This window comes from Caulobacter sp. GW821-FHT11E11 (assembly GCF_058808315.1).
This window is the reverse complement of the sequence record NZ_JBXARO010000003.1, coordinates 560255-578606: the sequence shown is the minus strand read 5'-3', so window position 1 is coordinate 578606 and position 18352 is coordinate 560255. Positions and strand designations below refer to the sequence as shown.

The following is an 18352-nucleotide window of genomic DNA, read 5'->3' as shown; positions in this document are numbered from 1 at the left end:
CGTTCGGTCGTCCCGCGCCTCTACCCCATATGGACGCGCGCACGACCATGCCGACCGGAAGCGCCATGACCGACGTAATCGCGGTGCTGCGGCCCCACGAGCGCAAGCTCTCGGCCTATATCGTCCGCCGGTCCAAGGACGCGGGGCGGGCCGAGGACATTCTGCAGGAGACCTTCCTCACCGTGATGCGCCAGGCGCAAAAGCAGGAGATCACCCAGCCGCTGGCCTATGCCTATCGGGTGGCGGACTCGCTGATCTACGCCCAGGCCCGCCGCGACAAGCGCGAGTCGCCGATCGGCGACGAGGACTTCGGCTGCGACCTGCCCCTGCCCGACGCGGTGCTGGAGCACAAGCAGCGCGCGGCGGTGTTCGAGAAGGCCCTGAAGCGCCTCTCGCCCCTGCGCCGCGACATCTTCATCCGCCGTCACATCGACGGCCAGTCCAGACAAGCCATCGCCGACGATCTTCGGATCAATGTGGAGGCCGTCAAGAAACACCTCGTGCGGGCCATGACCGAACTGGCCGGCGCGATGCAGGACGCGGCGGTCAACGCCGCGCGAGAAGGGAACGGCCGCGATGCGCGCTAACGACAACTGGCGCCTGCCGTCCGAAGACGAGCTGGAGATCGCCGCCGACTGGGTCGATCGTCTACCCAACCTGACCGCCGAAGAACGCCTGGAGCTGGAAGCCTGGCTGGCCGGCGGTCCTGGCCGCGCCGCCGCCTTTAGCCTGATGCGCGACACCCAGCGCGACACCGCCCTGCTGGACGCCGCCGAGCGCGTGCGCGCCGCACCCGTGGCCAAGCGCTCGATCCGCCTGGGCCTGATCGCCGCCGGCATCGCCGTGGTCGCCGGCCTGTCGGCCGCCGTGCTGGTCCGGCCCTATCTGGCCGGCGTCGAAAAGCCCCTCGAACTGGCCACGCCGCTGGGCCAGCGCGCCGAGCACAAGCTCAGCGACGCCTCGGTGGTCACCCTGGCCGCCGATAGCGGCGTCTCCGTGCGCTACAGCCGGGGCGCCCGCGACGTGGCCCTGAACAAGGGCGACGCGGTGTTCGACGTGGCCAAGGACGCCAAGCGCCCCTTCCGGGTCCAGGCCGGCGACACCCAGGTGACCGCCGTCGGCACGACCTTCGAGGTCGAGCTGGTCAGCGACGCCGTCCAGGTCCGCGTCTTCGACGGCGTGGTCCGGGTCAACCGCGACGGCGCCGAACGGCGCCTGGGCAAGGGCGAGTGGCTGATGCTGGCCTCGAACCGCGCGCCGGTCGGCGGTCGCCTGGACGCCGGCAGCTACGAGGCCTGGCGCTCGGACTGGCTGGACGCCGACGGCCTGCCGCTGAAATACGTGATCGCCCGCCTGAACCGCTACACGACCCAGAGCGTGGCCCTGCACGATCCCAGCCTGGGCGAGCTGAAAGTCACCGGCCGCTTCAAGCTAGACCGGCCGACCGAGTCCCTGACCATGATCGCCGCCCTGCTCGACATGCAGGCCCATCCGGAAGGCCGGCGGGTCTACCTGACGCCTCGGCGGGCGCCTTCGTCCTAGAGCGGCGCCAACTCGATCAGCACGATGTCGTTGGCGCGCATCGGCAGGTCGACCACGGTCTCGCCACGCACGGTGACGACCTTGTCGATCTCGGGCCGGTCCTGGGTCAGCCCCTCCAGCAGGCGCTGCTGGTCGGCGGTCAGGGTCTTGGGCAGGCCCATGTCGATATAGGCGCTGTAGGCGTCGTTGGCGCGATAGCCGGTGCGGCGCGCGCGCAGGCGATAGCGGCCCGGCTTCAGGCCCGCCACGCGCAGCTTCAACGGCTCGACGTCGAAGGCCGGATGCAGGCGCTGGTAGAACGGCCGGTTGCTGACCTTCTGGTCCGGCTGACGCCAGGCATAGGCCAGCACCGTTACCCGCCCACCGTCACGCGCGGCGAAGACCTGGCCGTCGCTGGTCGCCAGCGCCTGGCCCCTGATGGCGTTCAGGTACTTGTAGGCGAACCAGGCCGGCTTCCTGATCCCCTGCGGGTTCATCAGGCCAAAGCCGCCCTCGAACGGCTTGGTCGGCGGGCCGGGCTCTTCGAAGAGGTCGGTATAGGTCCAGTAACTCATGCCCTGGACCAGGCCTTGCGTGCGCCGCAGCTTCTCCAGGATGTAGGCGGCGCTGACATAGCTGTCGTGGACGCTGTCGCGCGGCGTGTAGCTGGTGCTCCACTCGGTGAAGTATAGCGGCAGGCCCGGGAAGGCCGAGGCCTCGATCTGCTCGCGCACCCGCCGCACATCGCCGACGATGGCGTCCGGCGAGGCCGACAGCTTGGTGTCCTGCTCGCCCTTCTCGTCCAGGAACCCACCCTCGACGCCGTAGGTATGGGTGGTGACGAAGTCGACGGCCGCACCGCTCTGCTTCACATGGGCCAGGAACTCCGGGACCCAGGCCGCGCCGGCCGTCGAGGGCCCGCCAACCCGCAGGGTCGGGTCGATCGCCTTGATGGCCCGAGCGGTGACGTCATAGAGCTCGAAATAGGCCGCCTGATCTGCCTTCTCCCAGAAGCCGTCCAGGTTGGGCTCGTTCCAGACCTCGAAGAACCAGGTCCGCACCTCGGCCTCGCCGTAGCGCTGGCGCACATGCCGGACGAAGGCGTCGATCAGGTCGCGCCACGGCCCCAGCTGCGGGTGGCTGGTGTTGCCCTTCCAGTAGAAGATCGTCAGGTCCGAGGTCTTCATCGCCTCGGGCGTGAAACCCAGCTCGACGAACGGCTTGATCCCCTTGGCCAGCAGGGCGTCGTACAGCTGATCGAGTTTCGTCCAGTCGTAGACGATCTTGCCGTCCTGGACCTTCACCGTGCCCAGCACGTCGTGGAACACCGCGTGGAAGCGGATGTAGCGGAAGCCCAGCTCGTCGACTGTGGTCTTCAGCTGCCCCTGGCTATCGTCGCGGATCAGGGTGCCGGGATAGTCCGAGCCGATCGACAGGTCGAAGAAGCGGTCGACCGGGCCGGTCGTCTTGGCCACGTCCAGCGCGATCACGCGCGGCGCCGGCGCGGCGTGCGCCATCATTGGCAGGCTCGAAATGGCGGCCAGCAGGGCGCGGCGCGACAGGCGCATGAGCTTCCTTCCCTCTTCGTTGAGAGCAGGGCTACACGGCCATGATAGCGCTATCAATTCCTATTGTAGGATAATTACAGATCAGCGGCGCCCAAATCAGCGCCGCAGAGCGAAGCCGACATAGACCGTGCGAGGCGCGGAGAAGCTCGTGACGCCATCCGCCGTCTGGCCGACAGCGAGGTTGGCGTCCAAGGCGTTGTCGGCCGCCAGATAGACCTCGGACGTCGGCGACAGCGCCCAGCCGACCCGCAGGTCGACGCCCGTCCCGGCCTTCAGGACCCGCAGGTTCAGGTCGTCCTCGTAGCGCTTGCTCTCGTAGCGCAGGTCGGCGTCGAGGGTCAGGCGATCGATCGGCTTCCAGCGGACACCGGCAGTAGCGGTCAGGGCCGGCGCCTGGGCGGGCCGCTTGCCATCCAGCTGGGCGACCGCGCCGCTGCCCTCGACGCGGGCGTGGGTCGCCGAGACGGCCGCGCGGACGGTCCAGGCCGATGACAGGTCGGCGGCGATGTCGCCCTCCAGGCCATAGGCGTTGATCTCGCCGGCGTTCTGGCGCTGGCGCAGGACACCGCCGGCCGGGATGAAGCCGGCGATCGGGAAGGCGCCCGGACCGATGCCGATGGTGACGTTGGTGATCGGGTCGTGGACCTGATTGTAGAAGACGCCGAGGTTCCACTTCACCGCCCCTTCACCGGAGAAGCCGGTCTCGACGCCGTACAGGGTCTCGGGCTTCAGGGCGGCGTTGGCCTCGGTGACGTCGTTGCCGACGCGGAACGGGCGGTGCAGCTCGTTGAGCGTGGGCGGCCGGAAGCCGGCATAGGCCGCCGCGCGCACCCAGGTCTCGCCGGACAGGCGCTGGCGGACACCCACGCGGGCCGTCGGGGTCGTGCCCGAGGCGTTGGCCGGCGGCGCGTCCAGGGTCAGGGCGCCGGTCGCCGCATCCCGCTCGCGCCGCACGCCGCCATACGAGCGCCAGCCGTCCAGCCTCGCCCCCGCGACCAGGATGAAATCCGGCCGGCTCCAGGCGGTCTCGGCATAGACGCCGCCCACCAGGGTCCGGCCACCGGCCGTGCGCTGGCGGGTGAAGGTCCCGGCCATGTAGCGGAAGAGCTCGTTGGTATTGCCCTCGGTCGCCCGGACGTCGCCGCCCAGCTCCCACGTCCATTCGCCCAGCGCGCCCTGCCAGGCCGCGTTGAGGCCATAGCCGCTGGAGGGCGTCGAGTACTGGTCGTTGGCCGGGGTCGTGCCGATACGTCCGGCCGCGACGGCGGCGGAGGTGTTCTCCAGGTCGCTGCTGCGCGCCCAGGCCTGCAGCCGCCAGCTGTCGGTCGCCAGGGTCACGGCCAGCGAACTGCCGGTGGCGTTGGACTTGGCCCCGAACAGGCCCGCGCCGCGCTTTTCCTGGAAGGTCGCCACACGTGCGGCCCAGCGCACGCCGCCGGCTTCGCCCTGCACCCGCGCGGCGATCGAACCGTCTTCCAAGGTGGTAGGGACGTCGGCCGCGCCCGCCGCCGAACCCCGCACGGGCCGGTAGCCGTCGGTGCGCGAGCCGCTAGCGGTCAGCAGTAGGTGATCGGTCCCGAACGTCCCGGCCGCCCGCCAGCCGTCGCGCTCCCGCATCTCGGCGGTGAAGCTGGTCAGGCCGCCGCCGGTCGCCCGCTCGCGCAGGGCCACCACGCCGGTCAGGGCGCCGGCGCCGTAAGGTCCCGCCCCGGCCCCGCGCACGATGGTCGCGCCGGATAGACCCTCGCCCGGCAAGCCGGTCCAGATTACCCAGCCGCCGAACGGATCGTTCTGCGGCGCGCCGTCCAGGGTGACGAGCGCTCGGCCAGCGCCCGACGGCGCGACGGCGCGGAGCGAGAGCCCCTGGATGGTCGGATTGGCCGCGTCGCTGCCGGTGCGGCGAAACAGCGAGACGCCCGGCGTGGTCTTCAGCACGTCGTCCAACCGCCCCTGGGCGCCCAGTTCGGCGGCGTTATAATAGGCGGTGGAGAAGACGTCCTGCCCGGGCAAGGGAAGCAGCCGGGGCGCCTCGACGACGACGGCGGAGACCGGGGGCGGCGGGGCGTCAAGCGGCACGGGCGAACTCTACTTTGGCGAAAGGCTATGCTTAGTCCAAAGCCCTGCATCGCCGCTATCGTTCCCAGCCACCGCCCAGCGCCAGAAACAGGTTTACCTGGTCAGCCGCGACCTGACTGTCCGACGCCGCCAATTGCGCCTCGGCCCCGGCCAAGGTGCGCTGTGCATCAAGGCCCGCCAGGTACGGACTGCGCCCAGCACGATAAAGGCGCTGAGCCTGGCTCTCGGCCAGTTGCGCCTGATCGCGGGCGGCCTTCAGGGCGGCCTGCCGTTGCAGGTCGTGGACATAGGCGTCCAGGCTCGTCTCTGTCTCGCGCAGCGCGGTCAGCACCACACCGTCGAACCGGGCCAGCGCGCCGTCCGCGCCGGCCTCGGCCTGGCGGATCCGGGCGCGCTCGCCCTCGCCCGGCAGGGTCCAGCTGATCAGCGAGGTCAGGCCCCAGCGGTCGGCGGGCGCCGTGCCGATGTCCGCCAGCAGGCCCGTCGAGCCCGCCCCCGCGCCCAAGGTGATGCTGGGATAGAGCGCCGCCGTCGCGACGCCGATCCGGGCGGTGGCGCCGGCCAGGGTCCGCTCGGCCTGGCGCACATCGGGACGGCGCTTCAGCAGGGCCGCGCCGTCGCCGACCGGGATCGGGCGCGTCAGGGTCGGCGGGGCCACGCAGGCCTCGACCGCCTTGGGGAATTCGGCGGGCGGCTTGCCGGTCAGGGTGGCCAGCTTGTACAGCGCCGCGCGGCGGCGGCTCTGGAAGGTCGGCAGGCTGGCGCGCGACAGGTCCAGCTGGGCCTGGGCGCGGGTGACGTCCACGGCCGTGCCGCGACCGGCCTTCACCAACTTCTGGGTGACCGCCAGGCTGCGGCCCTGAAGGTCCAGGGTGCGTTGGGCCACCGCCAGTTCGTGGCCGTTCGCGCAGGCCTCGACATAGGCGCGGGCGACGTCGGCGGCGACGCTGACGCGGGCTAGGTCGAGCGCGGCCTGCGAGGCCTCGGCGTCGGCATGGGCGGCCTCGGCGGCGCGCTTGATCCGGCCGACCAGGTCGACCTGGTAGCTGACCTTCAGGCCCACATCGGCCAGGTTCTCGACCGGCAGCTGTTCGGCCTTGAGGAACTGCTCGCCGGACTCGCGCGAGTGCATGGCGGCGGCCGAGGCCCCGACCGTGAAGCCGCCCGCGTCATCCGCCTCGCCGGCCACGGCCCGCGCGCGGGCCAGGTTGGCGGCGGCGACGCGCAGGTCGGTATTGGCGGCCAGCGCCGCCTCGACCAGGCCGTTCAGGACCGGGTCGTCATAGAGCTTCCACCAGCCGGTCGGAACCGGGTCCTGACTGACGGCCTTCGAGCTCGCGCCCAAGAAAGCCCCCTGCGCCGAAGGGGCGTTGATCTTGGCCTTGTCCGGCAGCTTGTAGTTGGGACCGACGGTCGTGCAGGCGGTAAGCGCCAGCAGCGAGCCGGCGACCGCCAGGATGCGCAGCGGGCTCATCGACCGGCTCCCACCACCGCGACCGTGGCGGTGCGGCCGGCGATCAGGCGCAGGTCGTGCGGTGTCTGGTCCAGGGCCACGCGCACCGGCACCCGCTGGGCCAGGCGCACCCAGCTGAAGGTCGGATTGACGTTGGGCAGCAGGTTGCCACTGGCGGCGCGGTCTCGGTCCTCGATGCCGGCGGCGATCGACTGGATATGACCCTTCAGTGGCCGCTCCTCGCCCATCACCTTGATACTGACCGGCTGGCCGATGCGCAGACCCGACAGCTTGGTCTCCTCGAAATAGCCCTCGACCCGGAACGAGCGGCTGTCGATCAGGGCCAGCACCGGCTTGCCGGCGGTGACGTAGTCGCCGGTGCGCAGGGTGAGGTCCGACAGGAAACCGTCGGTCGGCGCCAGCACCACGGTGCGCTTCAGATTCAGCACCGCGACATCGCGAGCCGCCAGGGCCTGAGACAGGGCCGCCTGGCTCAACTCGACCTTGGACAGACTCTGCTCGGTGACTTCACCCGCCACCAGGTCGCCCAGGGCGCGGTTGCGGGTGAGTTCGCGGCGGGCCTGGGCCAGTCCGGCGCGCTGGGCCTCGACGGCGGCGTCGGCCTGGCGCAGGGCCAGGGCGTAGCGCTCGCGGTCGACATAGAACAGCGGCTGGCCGGCCTTGACCGTCTGGTCGTTGGTCGCCTCGACGGCGGTGACCAGGCCCGACACGTCGGGGGCCACCTGCACGACGTCGGCGCGCACGCGGCCGTCACGGGTCCAGGGGTCGACCTGGTAGTGGGTCCAGAGCGCCTTGCCGCCGACCAGAGCGGCGATCACGACGGCGCCGGTGACGGCGACGCGGGCGGTGGTCAGCAGGATGGATTTGGTGGAGGGCATGGTCAGAACTTCAGAGGAGAAGGGACCGTCACGACGGCGGCCCAGAGGATGACGAACAAGGCGGTGTCGAACAGCGCCGGGTGCCAGACGAAGCGGTAGGCGCCGACCTTCGACAGGGCGCGACGCAGGACGAACGAGGCGGCCAGGGCGATCACCGCCGAGACCAGGACGGACGACAGGAAGACCCCGTCGATATTCAGCTCACCGGTCATCGGGCGATCTCCGGAACGAAGGCGGGGGCCTCCGGGAACAGGTTGCGGCGCAGACCGACCAGGCCCGAGACGCCCTGCACCGCCGAGGCGGCGGGGGCGATCGACAGGCCGCGCAGGGCCGCATCGACGCGGGCCAGCAGCTCCTCGCCGGGCTTGCGGCTGTGGCCGGCGGCCAGGGCGGCGAAGTGCTCGCCGACGCTGTCGAGGGCGGCGTCCAGCTGGCTCTTACCCTCCGGCGAAAGGTCAGGACGGGCGGTCTGGACGGCGACCAGGTTCATGCCGACCCGCAGGTCGCGCAGGGCGTCGACGCCGACGAAGTCGTGGCGCTCTCCGGCCTGGGCCAGCTTGGGGGTCAGCATGCCCAGCCGGTCGACCAGTATGGCGGCGAAGGCGGCCGGCTCGGGCGCCTGGCGGGCGCGGGCCAGGCGGGCGAGGCCTCTCCAGGTGCGGATCAACAGGCGCCGGGCGCTGGCGTCCACGCCCATCGAGCGCAGACCGGCCGTGACCATGATCGCGAACAGCAGGCCGACAAACTGGCCCAGATTGCCATTGAGGAAACTGGCGAAGTCGGCGCTGAAGGTCTCTTGCAGGGCGAGCGCGTTGCAGAAGCCGATCAGGACGGCCAGGCCCGCGCCCATGGTCGCGGGGTTGGGAATGTAGAGGCCCAGGAACAGCAGCGGCGGCGCCATGACCAGCAGCAGCATCGGAAAGCCGTCGATACTGGGCAGGATAGCGAACATGTAGAGCGCCGAAAGCGGGAGCGAGACCAGGGTGAACAGGCCGAAGTTCTTGATGGCCGGCACCGGGTCATCCATCGCCGCGAAGAAACAGCAGAAGACGGCGGCCATGACGGGCGCGGCCGCGCCGTCACCCCAGCCGGCCAGGATCCAGGCGGCGCAGGACAGCAGGATGGCGATCGCCGCCGCGCCGCCCGACAGTAGGGCCAGCGGCAGGTCAGCATGCATCGGGCGCAGACCCTTAGCCCTAGCCGAGGCGTCCAGGGCCGGCGACAACGGGGCGTCGGGATTGTCCAGGCGCGCCATCAGGGCGTGGCCCTCGGCCAGGGCGCGGACGGCGTCGGACAGGCGCACCAGCAGGCTCTCGATCAGCAGGCTGTCCCAGGCCGCGCCACGACGGCGAGCGGCGAGTTCCTGCAGGCGCTCGATCAGGTCCAGGCCCTCATCGCGCGGCGAACCGGACTCGATCCAAGCGACCACGGTGTCGAGCGCAGCACGGACGCGGTCGTCGCGGACCTCGCGCAGGGCTTCCATGCGGTCGGCGAGCCCCGACAGCAGTGGGATCAGCAGCAGCATGCGCTCGTGCAGGGCGCGGACGACGCCGGTGGTCTCGCGCAGGCGCGAAGTGTCGAACGGCAGGTGGACGGCCAGCATCTGGATCTCGCTGGCGGCGGCGGCCAGGTGACGGCGGTCGCGCGCGATGGCCTCGGCGTCCTCGCCGCGCAGCACGTCCAGCGCCCAGCGGTCGGCCTCGCCCAGCCAGGTCTTTAGCCGAGTGCGAAGCACCGCGCCGACGGGACGCGGGAAGACCAGGCTATGGACCAGGGTGGCGCAGATGATGCCCAGGCCGATCTCGATCACCCGCGACACGGCGACGTCGAAGATCGCGCCGGGCTGGGAGACGCTGGGAAAGCCGATGATCGCCGCCGTATAGCCGGCCAGCATCAGCACATAGCTGCGCGGTGTGCGGTCCAGCAGCGAGATGGTCAGGCAGCCGCCGACCCACAACGCGAGCGCCAAGGACAGCAGCCACGGAGCGTTGACCAGGTTCGGCACCAGGGCCACGGCGGCCATGGCGCCCAGGATGGTGCCCAGCACGCGATAGACGGCCTTGGAGCGCACGGCCCCGGCCAGCGGCTGGCTGACGATATAGGCGGTGGTCATCGCCCAGTAGGGGCGCGGCAGGCCCAGGGCGAAACCGATATAGAGGGCCAGCATCGCCGCCGCGAAACTGTTCACCGAGAACAGCAGCGTATGCCGATCGAGTTTCGGGAACATGGGAGGCTAGATCCCCTGCCCGGCCGCGGCGTCCAGGGCGGCCTCGAAGGCGGCGAAGGTGCGCAGGGCGGCTTGAAGGTCGGCGTCGCTGACGCCGGTCAGCATCTGGGCCCGGACCACCTGCACGGCGTCCTCGACCACGGCGGCCAGAGCCTGGCCTTCCGCGGTCAGGTGCAGGGTCTTGGCGCGCTTGTCGGACGGGTCGTCGCGGCGCTCGACCAGGCCGGCCTGGGCCAGCTGGTCGAGGATACGGACCAGCGAGGGGCCCTCCACGCCTATCTCCTCGGCCAGTGTCCCCTGGCGCATGCCACCGCCGGCGCGGGCGATGTGCAGCACCGGCATGGCCTTGGCGTCCGAGATGCCATGGGCGGCCAGGGCGCGATTGACCTCCTTGCGATAGACCCGCGCCAGGCGCAGCAGAGCGCCGGCGAAGGCGCGTTCAGCAAGGGTGCGGGCAGAGGTCATGGAACGACGATCTTTTAAATAGGTAGCTTCCTATCTAAATTAGATAGCATCCTACCTATTTGATCGCAAGAGCGGCGCCGGCAGAATTTGCTGCAGCGCAATGTGACGAGTTCAGAGGGGCGGCGGACCGTCCCGCCATCGCGGCCAGTCGGCGACGATGTGGTCAACGACCCGCGATCCGACCACGCCGATATTGGCGACGGTCTCGGCGAAGCCGCCGGCCGTCTGGCCCGGCGCCGGGTCGAGATGCTGCAGCGTCGTTTCGCCCGGCGCGCCCTGATCGAAATTGACCGCGCCGCGCAGGCTCAGGATGCGTCCCGTTCCCCACTGGCGCTTGATCACCAGGGCCAGGGCGGCGGCCTCCATCTCGGTGATCACATAGTCGTCGGCGCCGTAGAGCTTGGCGATGTACTGGGCTTCCCGGGACAGACCCGGGCCATGGAAGAAGGTGTCGCCGGTCATGTGCGTGCCGACCATGACCGAGGGGGCCTTGCGCGCGCGGGCGTCGGCATAACGCATGCGGTAGCGGCGGGCGTCCTCGCTGTCCTGCATCGGCGCGCCCTGCGACAGGCGCACGGCCCAGCCGACCAGGTTCGGATCCAGCGGGAAGCGGCGATAGTCCTCGTACCCAGCCCGCGGCATGAAGGTCGGCGCGCCGGGCGTGTTCTCCTCCGGCGCCCAGCGATGGCCCAGATCATAGTCGACCAGCCAGGTCGCCCACGAGACGTCGCCGATCGTCCCGCGCGACGGCGGGGTTCCACCGACGCCGCTGAGAATGAAGTAGGCCTGCGAGAAGTCGTAGGCCGGGTCCAGCAGGATGGCCTGCATCGAGGCCGACGCATTGACCTTGCCCATGCCCAGGGTCGAACCGCAGACGCCGTCAGTGTCGCAGTAGACCGGCTTCAGAGCGCCCTTCACCGGTCGGGGCGTGCTCTGGCGCCAGTAGCGCTCGTACCAGGGCTGGAACTCGCCGGCGCGGTCGCCGATGTTTTCGCCGATCTCGAACATGGCGGCCACGAAAACCTTGACCTTGACCGGGGTCGGAGTCCGCGCCTGGGCGCCGCTCGCCAGGGCCAAAGCGACGATCGTCGCGACCAAGGTTCCAGTGTATCGAGATAGCAATCGGATGATCATGCTGGACGCTATCAACCTTAAAGGCTGATTTGCAGAGGAACCGCGCCGTCGAAGGCGCGGTCCCCGTCGTTGCCCGATTTCGATGCGACCTAGCCCAGCGCCTTCTTGTACAGCGCCAGCAGGTTGGCCCAGGCCGTCTCGGCGGCCGCCTCGTTGTAGACTTGGCTGCCTTTCACCGTCCAACCGTGGGCGGCGCCGGCGAAGACCTCGACCTGGGCCGGGCGCTTGGCCTCGGCGAAGGCGGCCTTCAGCTTGTCCTTCACGTCCGGTTCCTTCTGATCGTCGTTGTCGGCGATCTCGATCAGGTACGAGGCGTGGGTCTTGGGGATCAGCAGGTGCGGGCTGTCGGCGTCGGCCGTGATCAGGCCGCCGCCGTGGAAGGTGGCCACCGCGCCGATGCGGCCCGGCGCGGCGCCGGCCGTGCGGAACGACAGCGGACCGCCCATGCAGTAGCCCTGCACGCCGATCTTCTTGCCCTTGTCCGTCTGCGGCTGGGCGTCGAGGAAGGCGACATAGGCCTCGGCGTCCTTGAAGGTGCCGGCCGGGGTCACCGAGGCGCGCAGCGGGGTGATCTTGGCGCGGTCGTCGGGATTGGCGAAGTTGAAGGTGCCGTCGATCACCGGCGCCTTCTTGACCCGGTAATAGAGGTTGGGGACCAGCACGACGTAGCCGGCGGCGGCGAGGCGGCGACCCATGTCACGGAACACCGGGCGCAGGCTCATGACGTCGGGCCACAGAAGCACGGCCGGGTGCTTGCCCTTGCCCTTGGGATAGAACAGGGCCGCGTCGGCCTCGCCGTCGTCGGTCTTGATGGTGACGTCCTTCTCCTCGACCGTGTCGTCGGCGCGGGCGACGGTGGCGACGCCGGTGGCGACCACCGTCATCAGGCCGAAAGCCCGGCGCGACAGGCGCGGGTCGTGAACCAGGCCGGGGTGGATATCGTCATCGCACATGGCGGTCTCCCTCTGAACTTGGCGGGCACGCTATAACCGCGTTCTGCCGCCGCCTACCCACTTTAGGACGCGACTTGGTACGTCGCTTTCCCGGGCAGCAGCAGGTCCTGCTTGCGGCCGTCGCACAGGGCGTAGCTGAAGCCGGACTGGATCGCCCAGGCCCCGACCTCGCCCTTCTTGTTGACGGCCAGGAAGCCCACCTGGATGTCCTTGGCCTGGGGCTTCTTCTTCAGGATCCGCTCGACGGCCTCGCGGCAGGCGGCCTCGGGCGAGCGGCCCTGGCGCATCAGCTCCACGACCAGGAAGCTGCCGACATTGCGGATCACCTCCTCGCCGACGCCGGTCGAGGTGGCGCCGCCGACCTCGTTGTCGACATAGAGGCCCGCGCCGATGATCGGGCTGTCCCCCACCCGGCCGCGCATCTTCCAGGCCATGCCGCTGGTGGTGCAGGCGCCGGCGATATTGCCCTTGGCGTCGATGGCCAGCATGCCGATGGTGTCGTGGTTGTTCGCCCCGCCCGGCGTACCCAGCCGGCCCGTGGTCTTGCCGTAGTCGCCGACCTCGCTGTTGGCCTTGGGCGCGTACTTGGCGTCCTTCTTCCAGGCCTCCCAGGCAGCCTTGGATTCGGGGGTCAGCAGCTCCTCGTACTGGAAGCCCTGCTCGATCGCGAACTGCAGGGCGCCGGCTCCGACCAGCATCACGTGCGGGGTCTTCTCCATCACCCGGCGGGCGACCGAGATCGGGTGGGCGATGTGCTCGAGCGCCGCGACCGAGCCGCAGTTGCCCAGCTCGTCCATGATGCAGGCGTCCAGCGAGACATGGCCGTCGCGGTCGGGGTAGCCGGCGCGGCCGACGCTGTGGTTCTTCAGGTCCTGCTCGGGGATGCGCGCGCCGGCCTCAACGGCGTCCAGCGCCCTACCGCCCTTGGACAGCACCGCCCATGCGGCCTGGTTGGCGGCGACGCCGAAGTCCCAGGTGGAGATCACGCACGGGCCGTCCAGCTTGGTGATCGTCTCGCCACTCCCTTGGGCGGCGGACGCCTTGCTGCTCAACATCGCCGATCCCGCCAGGGTGGCGCCGATCAGACCCCTACGATTCATCATCTTCGTGTGCTCCAAGAAGGCCGCGCCGATTCCCTAGCATGAGCGAGACCAGACCATGACCGCCGACCGCGTCCTGTTGGAAGTCTGTGTCGATACGCCTGCCGGATTGGCGGCGGCGATCGCCGGTGGCGCGGATCGCATCGAACTTTGCGCGGCGCTGGCCCTGCAGGGCCTGACCCCCGCCCCCGGCCTGATGGCCCTGGCGGCGCAGGCGCCGATCCCGATCTATCCGATGATCCGTCCTCGGAACGGCGACTTCTGCTTCGATGCGCGCGACCTGGACACGATGCGTCGCGACATCGACGCGGTGCGCGGCTACGGCCTGGCCGGCGTGGCGATCGGCGCCAACCGTCCGGACGGCGAGCTGGATGTCCAGGCGCTGGAGATGCTGGCCAGGCACTGCGAGGGCCTGGGCATGACCCTGCACCGCTCGTTCGACTTCGTGGCCGATCAGGCCGCGTCGCTGGAGACGGCGATCGAGCTGGGCTTCGAGCGCATCCTGACCTCGGGCGGCGCCCTGACCGCCGAGGCCGGGGCCGAACAGATCGCCGCGCTGGTCAGCCAAGCCGCAGGCCGCATCGCCATCCTGGCCGGCGCGGGCGTGCGGCCGAGCAACGTGGCCGAGTTGGTCCGCCGCACCGGTGTGCGCGAGGTGCACGGCTCGTTCGGCGGCTTCCTGCCGGGCGCCGATTCCGCCTCCAAGCTGGGCGCCATGGGCTTCGTGCCACCCGAGCTGCGGGACACGGACCATGCGGCCGTGGCCGAGGTGGTCCGCATCCTGCGTTCGCTCTAGAGGCCCAACTTGGCCGGGTGGGTCTTGGCCCAGGTTTCGTACGCCGCAATCGCCTTGGCCGGGCCCGTGCCGAACCAGGCATAGCCGTTGCGGCGTTCCAGCGAGAGCTCGTTGACGTCGTCGCGCAGGGTCTTGTCGCGCTCGCCGAAGACCGGCTTGCCAGCCGTGCTGTAATAGCGCGACCACAGCGGACCCGCGCCCGGCTGGTCGACCAGGCGGCGGCCTTCGGGGTCGGCCTTGCCGCCGATCCAGGCCTTGCCCGTCAGCGCCGCGCCCTTCAGCCAGGCCACGCCCGCATGGACGGCGGCGATCTCGGCCGGGGCCGGATCTGGCAGGCTCATCAGGTAGGTCAGGAGATCGGCGCTCTCGCCCGTGGACAGGGCCGGCGGCTCGAAGTTGCGGCCAGCGACCGGGGCCAGGGTGAACGGGTCGGCCTGCTGGCCCCAGATCGTCGGCTTGCCGTCGACGCGGATCTGGGCGGCGACGATGACCTCGCGGCCCTTCTTGGCGGCCGCGCCCGACTTGGCGCGCAGGTCGGCGGGCACGAAGGCGAAGTCCGGCTTGGCCTCCGACACCTCGGTCAGCAGATCGGCGGCTTCCGAGACGGCGTTGTCGTTGAAGGTGACGGCGTCGTGATAGCCGCCTTCCAGCGGCCAGACCTGCGGCCAGCCACCGTTCGGGAACTGGGCGTTTAGCAGATAGTGCACGCCCTTCAAGAAGCTCTGACGATAGACGTCGCCATCCTTGCTCGAAGCCTGCGCGGCGACCTTGGCCAGGAAGCGCAGCTCGGTGATAGTGGCGTTGTTGTCCAGCGTGCCGACATAGCCCCACTTGGGGTCGCGGGCGGCGTCGAAGTCGTTCTCGGTCAGATATTTGGAATTGTTGTCCGAAGCCCAGGGCTGGCCCGGCAGGCGCAGCGCGCCGTGGCGGTCCTGGTTCTTGCTCCAGCCGCCGGCCGGGGTCTGGAAGCTGACAATGACGTCGGCGACGTGGCGGGCCTCGGGCGAGGCGTACCAGGCCGCGTCCTTGTTCAGCGGCATGCCGCCGTCGCCGTGGCCCGTCGCGGGCGGCCGCGGCGCGGTCTCACCGGGCTTCAGCTCGGCGGCCAGGGCGGCGCGGTCGGCCTTCTCCTGGGCGCCGGAGCGCGCGAGATAGGCCTTCCACGCCGGCTGCTGGGCGGCCGGCAGTTTGGCGATCCGCTCGGCGGTGATCGGCTGGGCCGGCGTGTTGGTCCCGATCACACTGGCGAAGGCCGGCGACGCCAGCAGGCTGGCGGACAGGAACAGGCCGATGGCGGCGGCGCGATAGGTCATCCGGACGTCTCTCCCCGAGGGCGTCATTGTCGTTGAACGCCTGGATATCTCGGGAATGATACCGGTTTCCTACCGGGTTGAAACAGAGGTCGATCAGCCCTCGATGATGTGCGGGATGAACCGCGAGCGGTCACGGGTCACGCGGCCCCGGTCCTCGCGCACGCCGATCCCGGCGGCCTGGTCGCCAATGACCCAGGAGCCGACCACCGGATAGTTCACGCCGAACTTGGGCGGGGGTTTGAGTTCCTGGCGGATCCAGCCTTCCTCGCCATAACCCAGGTCCAGAACCCGGCCCTTGCGGCCATCCTTCCAGAGCTCGACGTTCGCGCCCTCGCGGCTGAACAGCGGCTTGCGGGCGTAGCTGGAGCCCAGGCGCTCGACCTTGGGATCGTCGTCGAAATAGGTCTCCAGCAGGTTCGGATGGCCCGGATTGCGCTCCCACAGCAGCGGCAGCAGCGCCTTGTTGGACAGCACCGCCTTCCACGGCGGTTCCAGGAACAGGGTGTTGGAGCCGGCGATGTTGGCGGCGTACGGCTCGCGCAGCATCTGTTCCCAGGGGTGCAGCTTGAAGATCGCGCCGATCAGGTAGTTGTCCTGGTCGATGAAGCGGCCGTCGGCGTCGAGGCCGATCTCTGTCGTCGGCACGAACTTGGGCTCCAGGCCCGCCAGGGTCGCCATGTCCTCCAGGAACCGCACCGTCTGGCGGTCCTCGACGAAGTCGGCGTCGCTGGCGAAGTGGACGAATCCACCGTTCGGGAAGATCTCCTTGAACCGCTCGGCCAGGCGATCGTGCAGGCTGTTGAACTGGTCGGTGCTGTCGGGGAGCTTCCCCTGCTGGATCAGGTCCTCCAGCCACAGCCACTGGAACACGCCCGCCTCATAGATGCTGGTCGGGGTGTCGGCGTTGTATTCGTAGAGCTTGGGCGGACCCGCCCCGTCGTAGAAGAAGTCGAAGCGGCCATACAGCGAAGGATCGCGTCGCTTCCACGAGGCGGCGATCAGATCGCGCGAGGCTTCCGGGATCCGCAGCCGCGCCATCAGGGCGTCGTCGCCGACCGCGTCCTCGACCAGCTCCAGGCACAGCTTGTGCAGCGCCTCGGTGGCGGGCTCGATATGGCCCTCGATCTGTTCGAGCGTGAAGGCGTAGGCCGCCCGCTCGTCCCAATAGCGTCGGCCATCGGCGTGATGCCAGGTGAAGCCGACGGCCTCGGCCTTGGACTTCCAGTCCGGCCGAGGCGTCAGGGTAAGACGGCGCATCAGGCGTCCGAGCCGTCCTTGTTGACCTTGACCTTGTCCTCGATGGCCAGCATCGGGGCGGGCAGAGCCTCGTCCTTGGGGGCCATCAGGCGCGCCAGCACGTCCTCGGCGCCGCCACCGCCCGGCAGGATGCCGGCGGCCGCGAGCTTGGCGTCCAGATCCGCGCCGGTCTTACGGTCCTCGGACTCGCTATGCAGCTTGAACTGCTCTTCGCGGACCGACTGGCGTTCCTTGATGCGCTTGAGGCTATCGGCGGCCGAACCGACGACGCCGCTGGCCGAACCCGAGCGCGAGATCACCGCGGCCTGGGCCTTCTGGACGCTCTCGTTGACCTTCACGATCTCGATCTCGCGGCGCAGCGCTTCGACCTTGGTGTCGGTCTGGGCGATGATCGTGCGCAGCTTCTCCTCGGCCGTGCGCAGCTCGGTCATCTGCGTCGACTTCTGGCCGGCGTCCTTCTCGAGGTCGGCGATGCGCTGGGCCACTTCCAGGGCCAGGGCCTGGTCGCCCTTGTTCATCGCGGCGCGGGCCGAGGACTCGTACTTGCGCGACTGGTCGGTCAGCTGGCCGACCTCGGTCTCCAGGCTGCGGCGGCGGGCGACCAGCTTGGCCAGCTCGTCCCGGGCCTTGCCCTGAGCGTTGTCGGCGTCGCGGATTTCCTGGTCCAGGATCCTCAGGGCGTTGGCGTCCACGATGGTCTGCGCACCGTCATGCGCGGTCCCACGGAACAGGGCCGAGAGCTTGCTCCAGATCGACATCAATAAGTCTCCAGGTCCAATTCTTTAGGCGGCCGACGCGCGGCTTTTTTCGAAGGTGTCGCGCAGGTCGCTGGCGGCGGCGATGGCGTTGTCGGCCAGGGTGCGCAGCTCGATGATCAGCGTCTGCAGGGTGGTCTTGGACGAGATCTCGCCCATCAGCTCGTAATAGTCACGGCCGTCGACGCTGGTGATGCCGAAATTCGACAGCGGCACGATCTTCTGGGCCTTGAGCAGGAACTCGTTGAAGGCCGCGCGGTCGTTCTGCTCGTCACAGGGCCACAGCAGGGTCGAGACGACCAGCTGCAGCGCGCCGCCGCTGACATAGATCGGCAGGTCGCCGAACTCGTGCATGACCACCTGCAGCACAGGCTCGACGCCTTCGATGACGGTGGCGGTCATTTCGTCTTCGCGCACGAGGGCGCTTTCCACCAGCCCGTCACGCAGGCTGTGGATCGTCCAGGCGGTGTCGATAACGGAGTCCATGTGTCTGACGCCCTTGGGAGGATGGGGGTTGGTCTTGAGAGTTGGCCCGCGCACCGATTCCACGACGATGGACTGGACGGCCGAAAGGATGTCGGGCTTGCATGCCGCCGGGGCCCAGACTTCGATCTTCACGAAGCCGGCGACCCTGCGGGCCTCGCGCCACGCTCGGGTTCTTTCAGCGGCCTGGGCGCTTCTCGTCGGTTTGGCAGGCATGCGTTACATGTACGCATAACATGTACGCTTGACAAGGCGTCGTTCGGGGGCATCCTGCGGCCGACTTCTCCTTAGGGCAAGCGCGCCTTGGGGTAGAGCCGGCATCATCGTTCAGATAGGTATGCCGGCCAGTTCT

17 protein-coding genes are annotated in these 18352 nt (G+C 69.6%); 3 read left to right on the top strand and 14 right to left on the bottom strand.

Features of this window, described 5'->3' with window-relative positions; genetic code table 11:
* Positions 1-65 precede the first annotated feature (65 nt).
* Positions 66-587, top strand: a complete 522-nt coding sequence (locus AC1RR5_RS09940; RefSeq protein WP_492921208.1) for an RNA polymerase sigma factor — start codon at positions 66-68, stop codon at positions 585-587.
* Positions 577-1542, top strand: a complete 966-nt coding sequence (locus tag AC1RR5_RS09935) for a FecR family protein (protein ID WP_492921206.1) — start codon at positions 577-579, stop codon at positions 1540-1542. The genes AC1RR5_RS09940 and AC1RR5_RS09935 overlap by 11 nt, the downstream gene beginning before the upstream one ends.
* Here AC1RR5_RS09935 and AC1RR5_RS09930 read toward each other — a convergent pair.
* The 10 genes from AC1RR5_RS09930 to AC1RR5_RS09885 form a co-directional block, all read right to left on the bottom strand.
* Positions 1539-3038, bottom strand: coding sequence for a GH39 family glycosyl hydrolase (locus AC1RR5_RS09930; protein ID WP_492921338.1), 1500 nt, complete (start codon positions 3036-3038; stop codon positions 1539-1541). The two genes, AC1RR5_RS09935 and AC1RR5_RS09930, sit on opposite strands and share 4 nt — an antisense overlap.
* 147 nt (positions 3039-3185) lie before the next feature.
* Entirely contained in the window at positions 3186-5165 is a 1980-nt protein-coding gene (locus AC1RR5_RS09925) for a TonB-dependent receptor (protein ID WP_492921204.1), read from the bottom strand.
* A gap of 55 nt (positions 5166-5220) precedes the next feature.
* On the bottom strand, positions 5221-6639 hold the full coding sequence (locus AC1RR5_RS09920) for an efflux transporter outer membrane subunit (protein WP_492921202.1): 1419 nt from the start codon (positions 6637-6639) through the stop codon (positions 5221-5223).
* Positions 6636-7517 carry an efflux RND transporter periplasmic adaptor subunit gene (locus AC1RR5_RS09915; protein ID WP_492921200.1) on the bottom strand — a complete coding sequence of 294 codons (882 nt, stop codon included), beginning with the start codon at positions 7515-7517 and terminating at the stop codon, positions 6636-6638. Before AC1RR5_RS09915 ends, AC1RR5_RS09920 begins: the two co-directional genes overlap by 4 nt.
* A 2-nt stretch (positions 7518-7519) precedes the next feature.
* Positions 7520-7729: a DUF1656 domain-containing protein gene (locus tag AC1RR5_RS09910; protein WP_291873900.1), complete on the bottom strand. Its 210-nt coding sequence runs from the start codon at positions 7727-7729 to the stop codon at positions 7520-7522.
* Complete coding sequence (locus AC1RR5_RS09905) at positions 7726-9744, bottom strand: FUSC family protein (RefSeq protein ID WP_492921198.1); 2019 nt, start codon at positions 9742-9744, stop codon at positions 7726-7728. Before AC1RR5_RS09905 ends, AC1RR5_RS09910 begins: the two co-directional genes overlap by 4 nt.
* Before the next feature lie 6 nt (positions 9745-9750).
* Positions 9751-10209 carry a MarR family winged helix-turn-helix transcriptional regulator gene (locus AC1RR5_RS09900; protein WP_492921196.1) on the bottom strand — a complete coding sequence of 153 codons (459 nt, stop codon included), beginning with the start codon at positions 10207-10209 and terminating at the stop codon, positions 9751-9753.
* 111 nt (positions 10210-10320) lie between these two features.
* The gene (locus AC1RR5_RS09895; protein WP_492921195.1) at positions 10321-11307 is read right to left on the bottom strand and encodes a purine-nucleoside phosphorylase; all 987 of its coding nucleotides are present in this window, start codon (positions 11305-11307) and stop codon (positions 10321-10323) included.
* A gap of 125 nt (positions 11308-11432) precedes the next feature.
* Entirely contained in the window at positions 11433-12296 is an 864-nt protein-coding gene (locus AC1RR5_RS09890) for a dienelactone hydrolase family protein (protein ID WP_492921194.1), read from the bottom strand.
* A gap of 62 nt (positions 12297-12358) precedes the next feature.
* Positions 12359-13399, bottom strand: a complete 1041-nt coding sequence (locus AC1RR5_RS09885) for a glycosylasparaginase (RefSeq protein WP_492921193.1) — start codon at positions 13397-13399, stop codon at positions 12359-12361.
* A 55-nt stretch (positions 13400-13454) separates the two neighbouring features.
* On the opposite strand from AC1RR5_RS09885, the gene AC1RR5_RS09880 reads away from it, so the two are divergent.
* Positions 13455-14192: a copper homeostasis protein CutC gene (locus tag AC1RR5_RS09880; protein WP_492921191.1), complete on the top strand. Its 738-nt coding sequence runs from the start codon at positions 13455-13457 to the stop codon at positions 14190-14192.
* Here the strand turns inward: AC1RR5_RS09880 and pelA are convergent.
* The 4 genes from pelA to AC1RR5_RS09860 form a co-directional block, all read right to left on the bottom strand.
* Complete coding sequence (pelA, locus tag AC1RR5_RS09875; protein WP_492921190.1) at positions 14189-15505, bottom strand: pectate lyase; 1317 nt, start codon at positions 15503-15505, stop codon at positions 14189-14191. The genes AC1RR5_RS09880 and pelA overlap by 4 nt on opposite strands.
* 93 nt (positions 15506-15598) lie before the next feature.
* Complete coding sequence (locus tag AC1RR5_RS09870) at positions 15599-16762, bottom strand: glutathionylspermidine synthase family protein (protein ID WP_492921189.1); 1164 nt, start codon at positions 16760-16762, stop codon at positions 15599-15601.
* Positions 16762-17520 carry a PspA/IM30 family protein gene (locus AC1RR5_RS09865; protein ID WP_492921187.1) on the bottom strand — a complete coding sequence of 253 codons (759 nt, stop codon included), beginning with the start codon at positions 17518-17520 and terminating at the stop codon, positions 16762-16764. Before AC1RR5_RS09865 ends, AC1RR5_RS09870 begins: the two co-directional genes overlap by 1 nt.
* A 24-nt stretch (positions 17521-17544) precedes the next feature.
* Entirely contained in the window at positions 17545-18216 is a 672-nt protein-coding gene (locus AC1RR5_RS09860) for a YjfI family protein (protein ID WP_492921186.1), read from the bottom strand.
* Between the last annotated feature and the right edge of the window lie 136 nt (positions 18217-18352).

Excerpts from the sequence above, each read along its gene's own strand:
- AC1RR5_RS09890 (WP_492921194.1), bottom strand. The coding sequence starts at position 12,296 with ATGTGCGATGACGATATCCACCCCGGCCTGGTTCACGACCCGCGCCTG.
- AC1RR5_RS09915 (WP_492921200.1), bottom strand. The coding sequence starts at position 7,517 with ATGCCCTCCACCAAATCCATCCTGCTGACCACCGCCCGCGTCGCCGTC.
- AC1RR5_RS09860 (WP_492921186.1), bottom strand. The coding sequence starts at position 18,216 with ATGCCTGCCAAACCGACGAGAAGCGCCCAGGCCGCTGAAAGAACCCGA.
- AC1RR5_RS09905 (WP_492921198.1), bottom strand. The coding sequence starts at position 9,744 with ATGTTCCCGAAACTCGATCGGCATACGCTGCTGTTCTCGGTGAACAGT.
- AC1RR5_RS09865 (WP_492921187.1), bottom strand. The coding sequence starts at position 17,520 with ATGTCGATCTGGAGCAAGCTCTCGGCCCTGTTCCGTGGGACCGCGCAT.
- AC1RR5_RS09920 (WP_492921202.1), bottom strand. The coding sequence starts at position 6,639 with ATGAGCCCGCTGCGCATCCTGGCGGTCGCCGGCTCGCTGCTGGCGCTT.
- AC1RR5_RS09940 (WP_492921208.1), top strand. The coding sequence starts at position 66 with ATGACCGACGTAATCGCGGTGCTGCGGCCCCACGAGCGCAAGCTCTCG.
- AC1RR5_RS09900 (WP_492921196.1), bottom strand. The coding sequence starts at position 10,209 with ATGACCTCTGCCCGCACCCTTGCTGAACGCGCCTTCGCCGGCGCTCTG.
- AC1RR5_RS09930 (WP_492921338.1), bottom strand. The coding sequence starts at position 3,038 with ATGGCGCACGCCGCGCCGGCGCCGCGCGTGATCGCGCTGGACGTGGCC.
- AC1RR5_RS09880 (WP_492921191.1), top strand. The coding sequence starts at position 13,455 with ATGACCGCCGACCGCGTCCTGTTGGAAGTCTGTGTCGATACGCCTGCC.
- AC1RR5_RS09910 (WP_291873900.1), bottom strand. The coding sequence starts at position 7,729 with ATGACCGGTGAGCTGAATATCGACGGGGTCTTCCTGTCGTCCGTCCTG.
- pelA (WP_492921190.1), bottom strand. The coding sequence starts at position 15,505 with ATGACCTATCGCGCCGCCGCCATCGGCCTGTTCCTGTCCGCCAGCCTG.
- AC1RR5_RS09885 (WP_492921193.1), bottom strand. The coding sequence starts at position 13,399 with ATGATGAATCGTAGGGGTCTGATCGGCGCCACCCTGGCGGGATCGGCG.
- AC1RR5_RS09870 (WP_492921189.1), bottom strand. The coding sequence starts at position 16,762 with ATGCGCCGTCTTACCCTGACGCCTCGGCCGGACTGGAAGTCCAAGGCC.
- AC1RR5_RS09935 (WP_492921206.1), top strand. The coding sequence starts at position 577 with ATGCGCGCTAACGACAACTGGCGCCTGCCGTCCGAAGACGAGCTGGAG.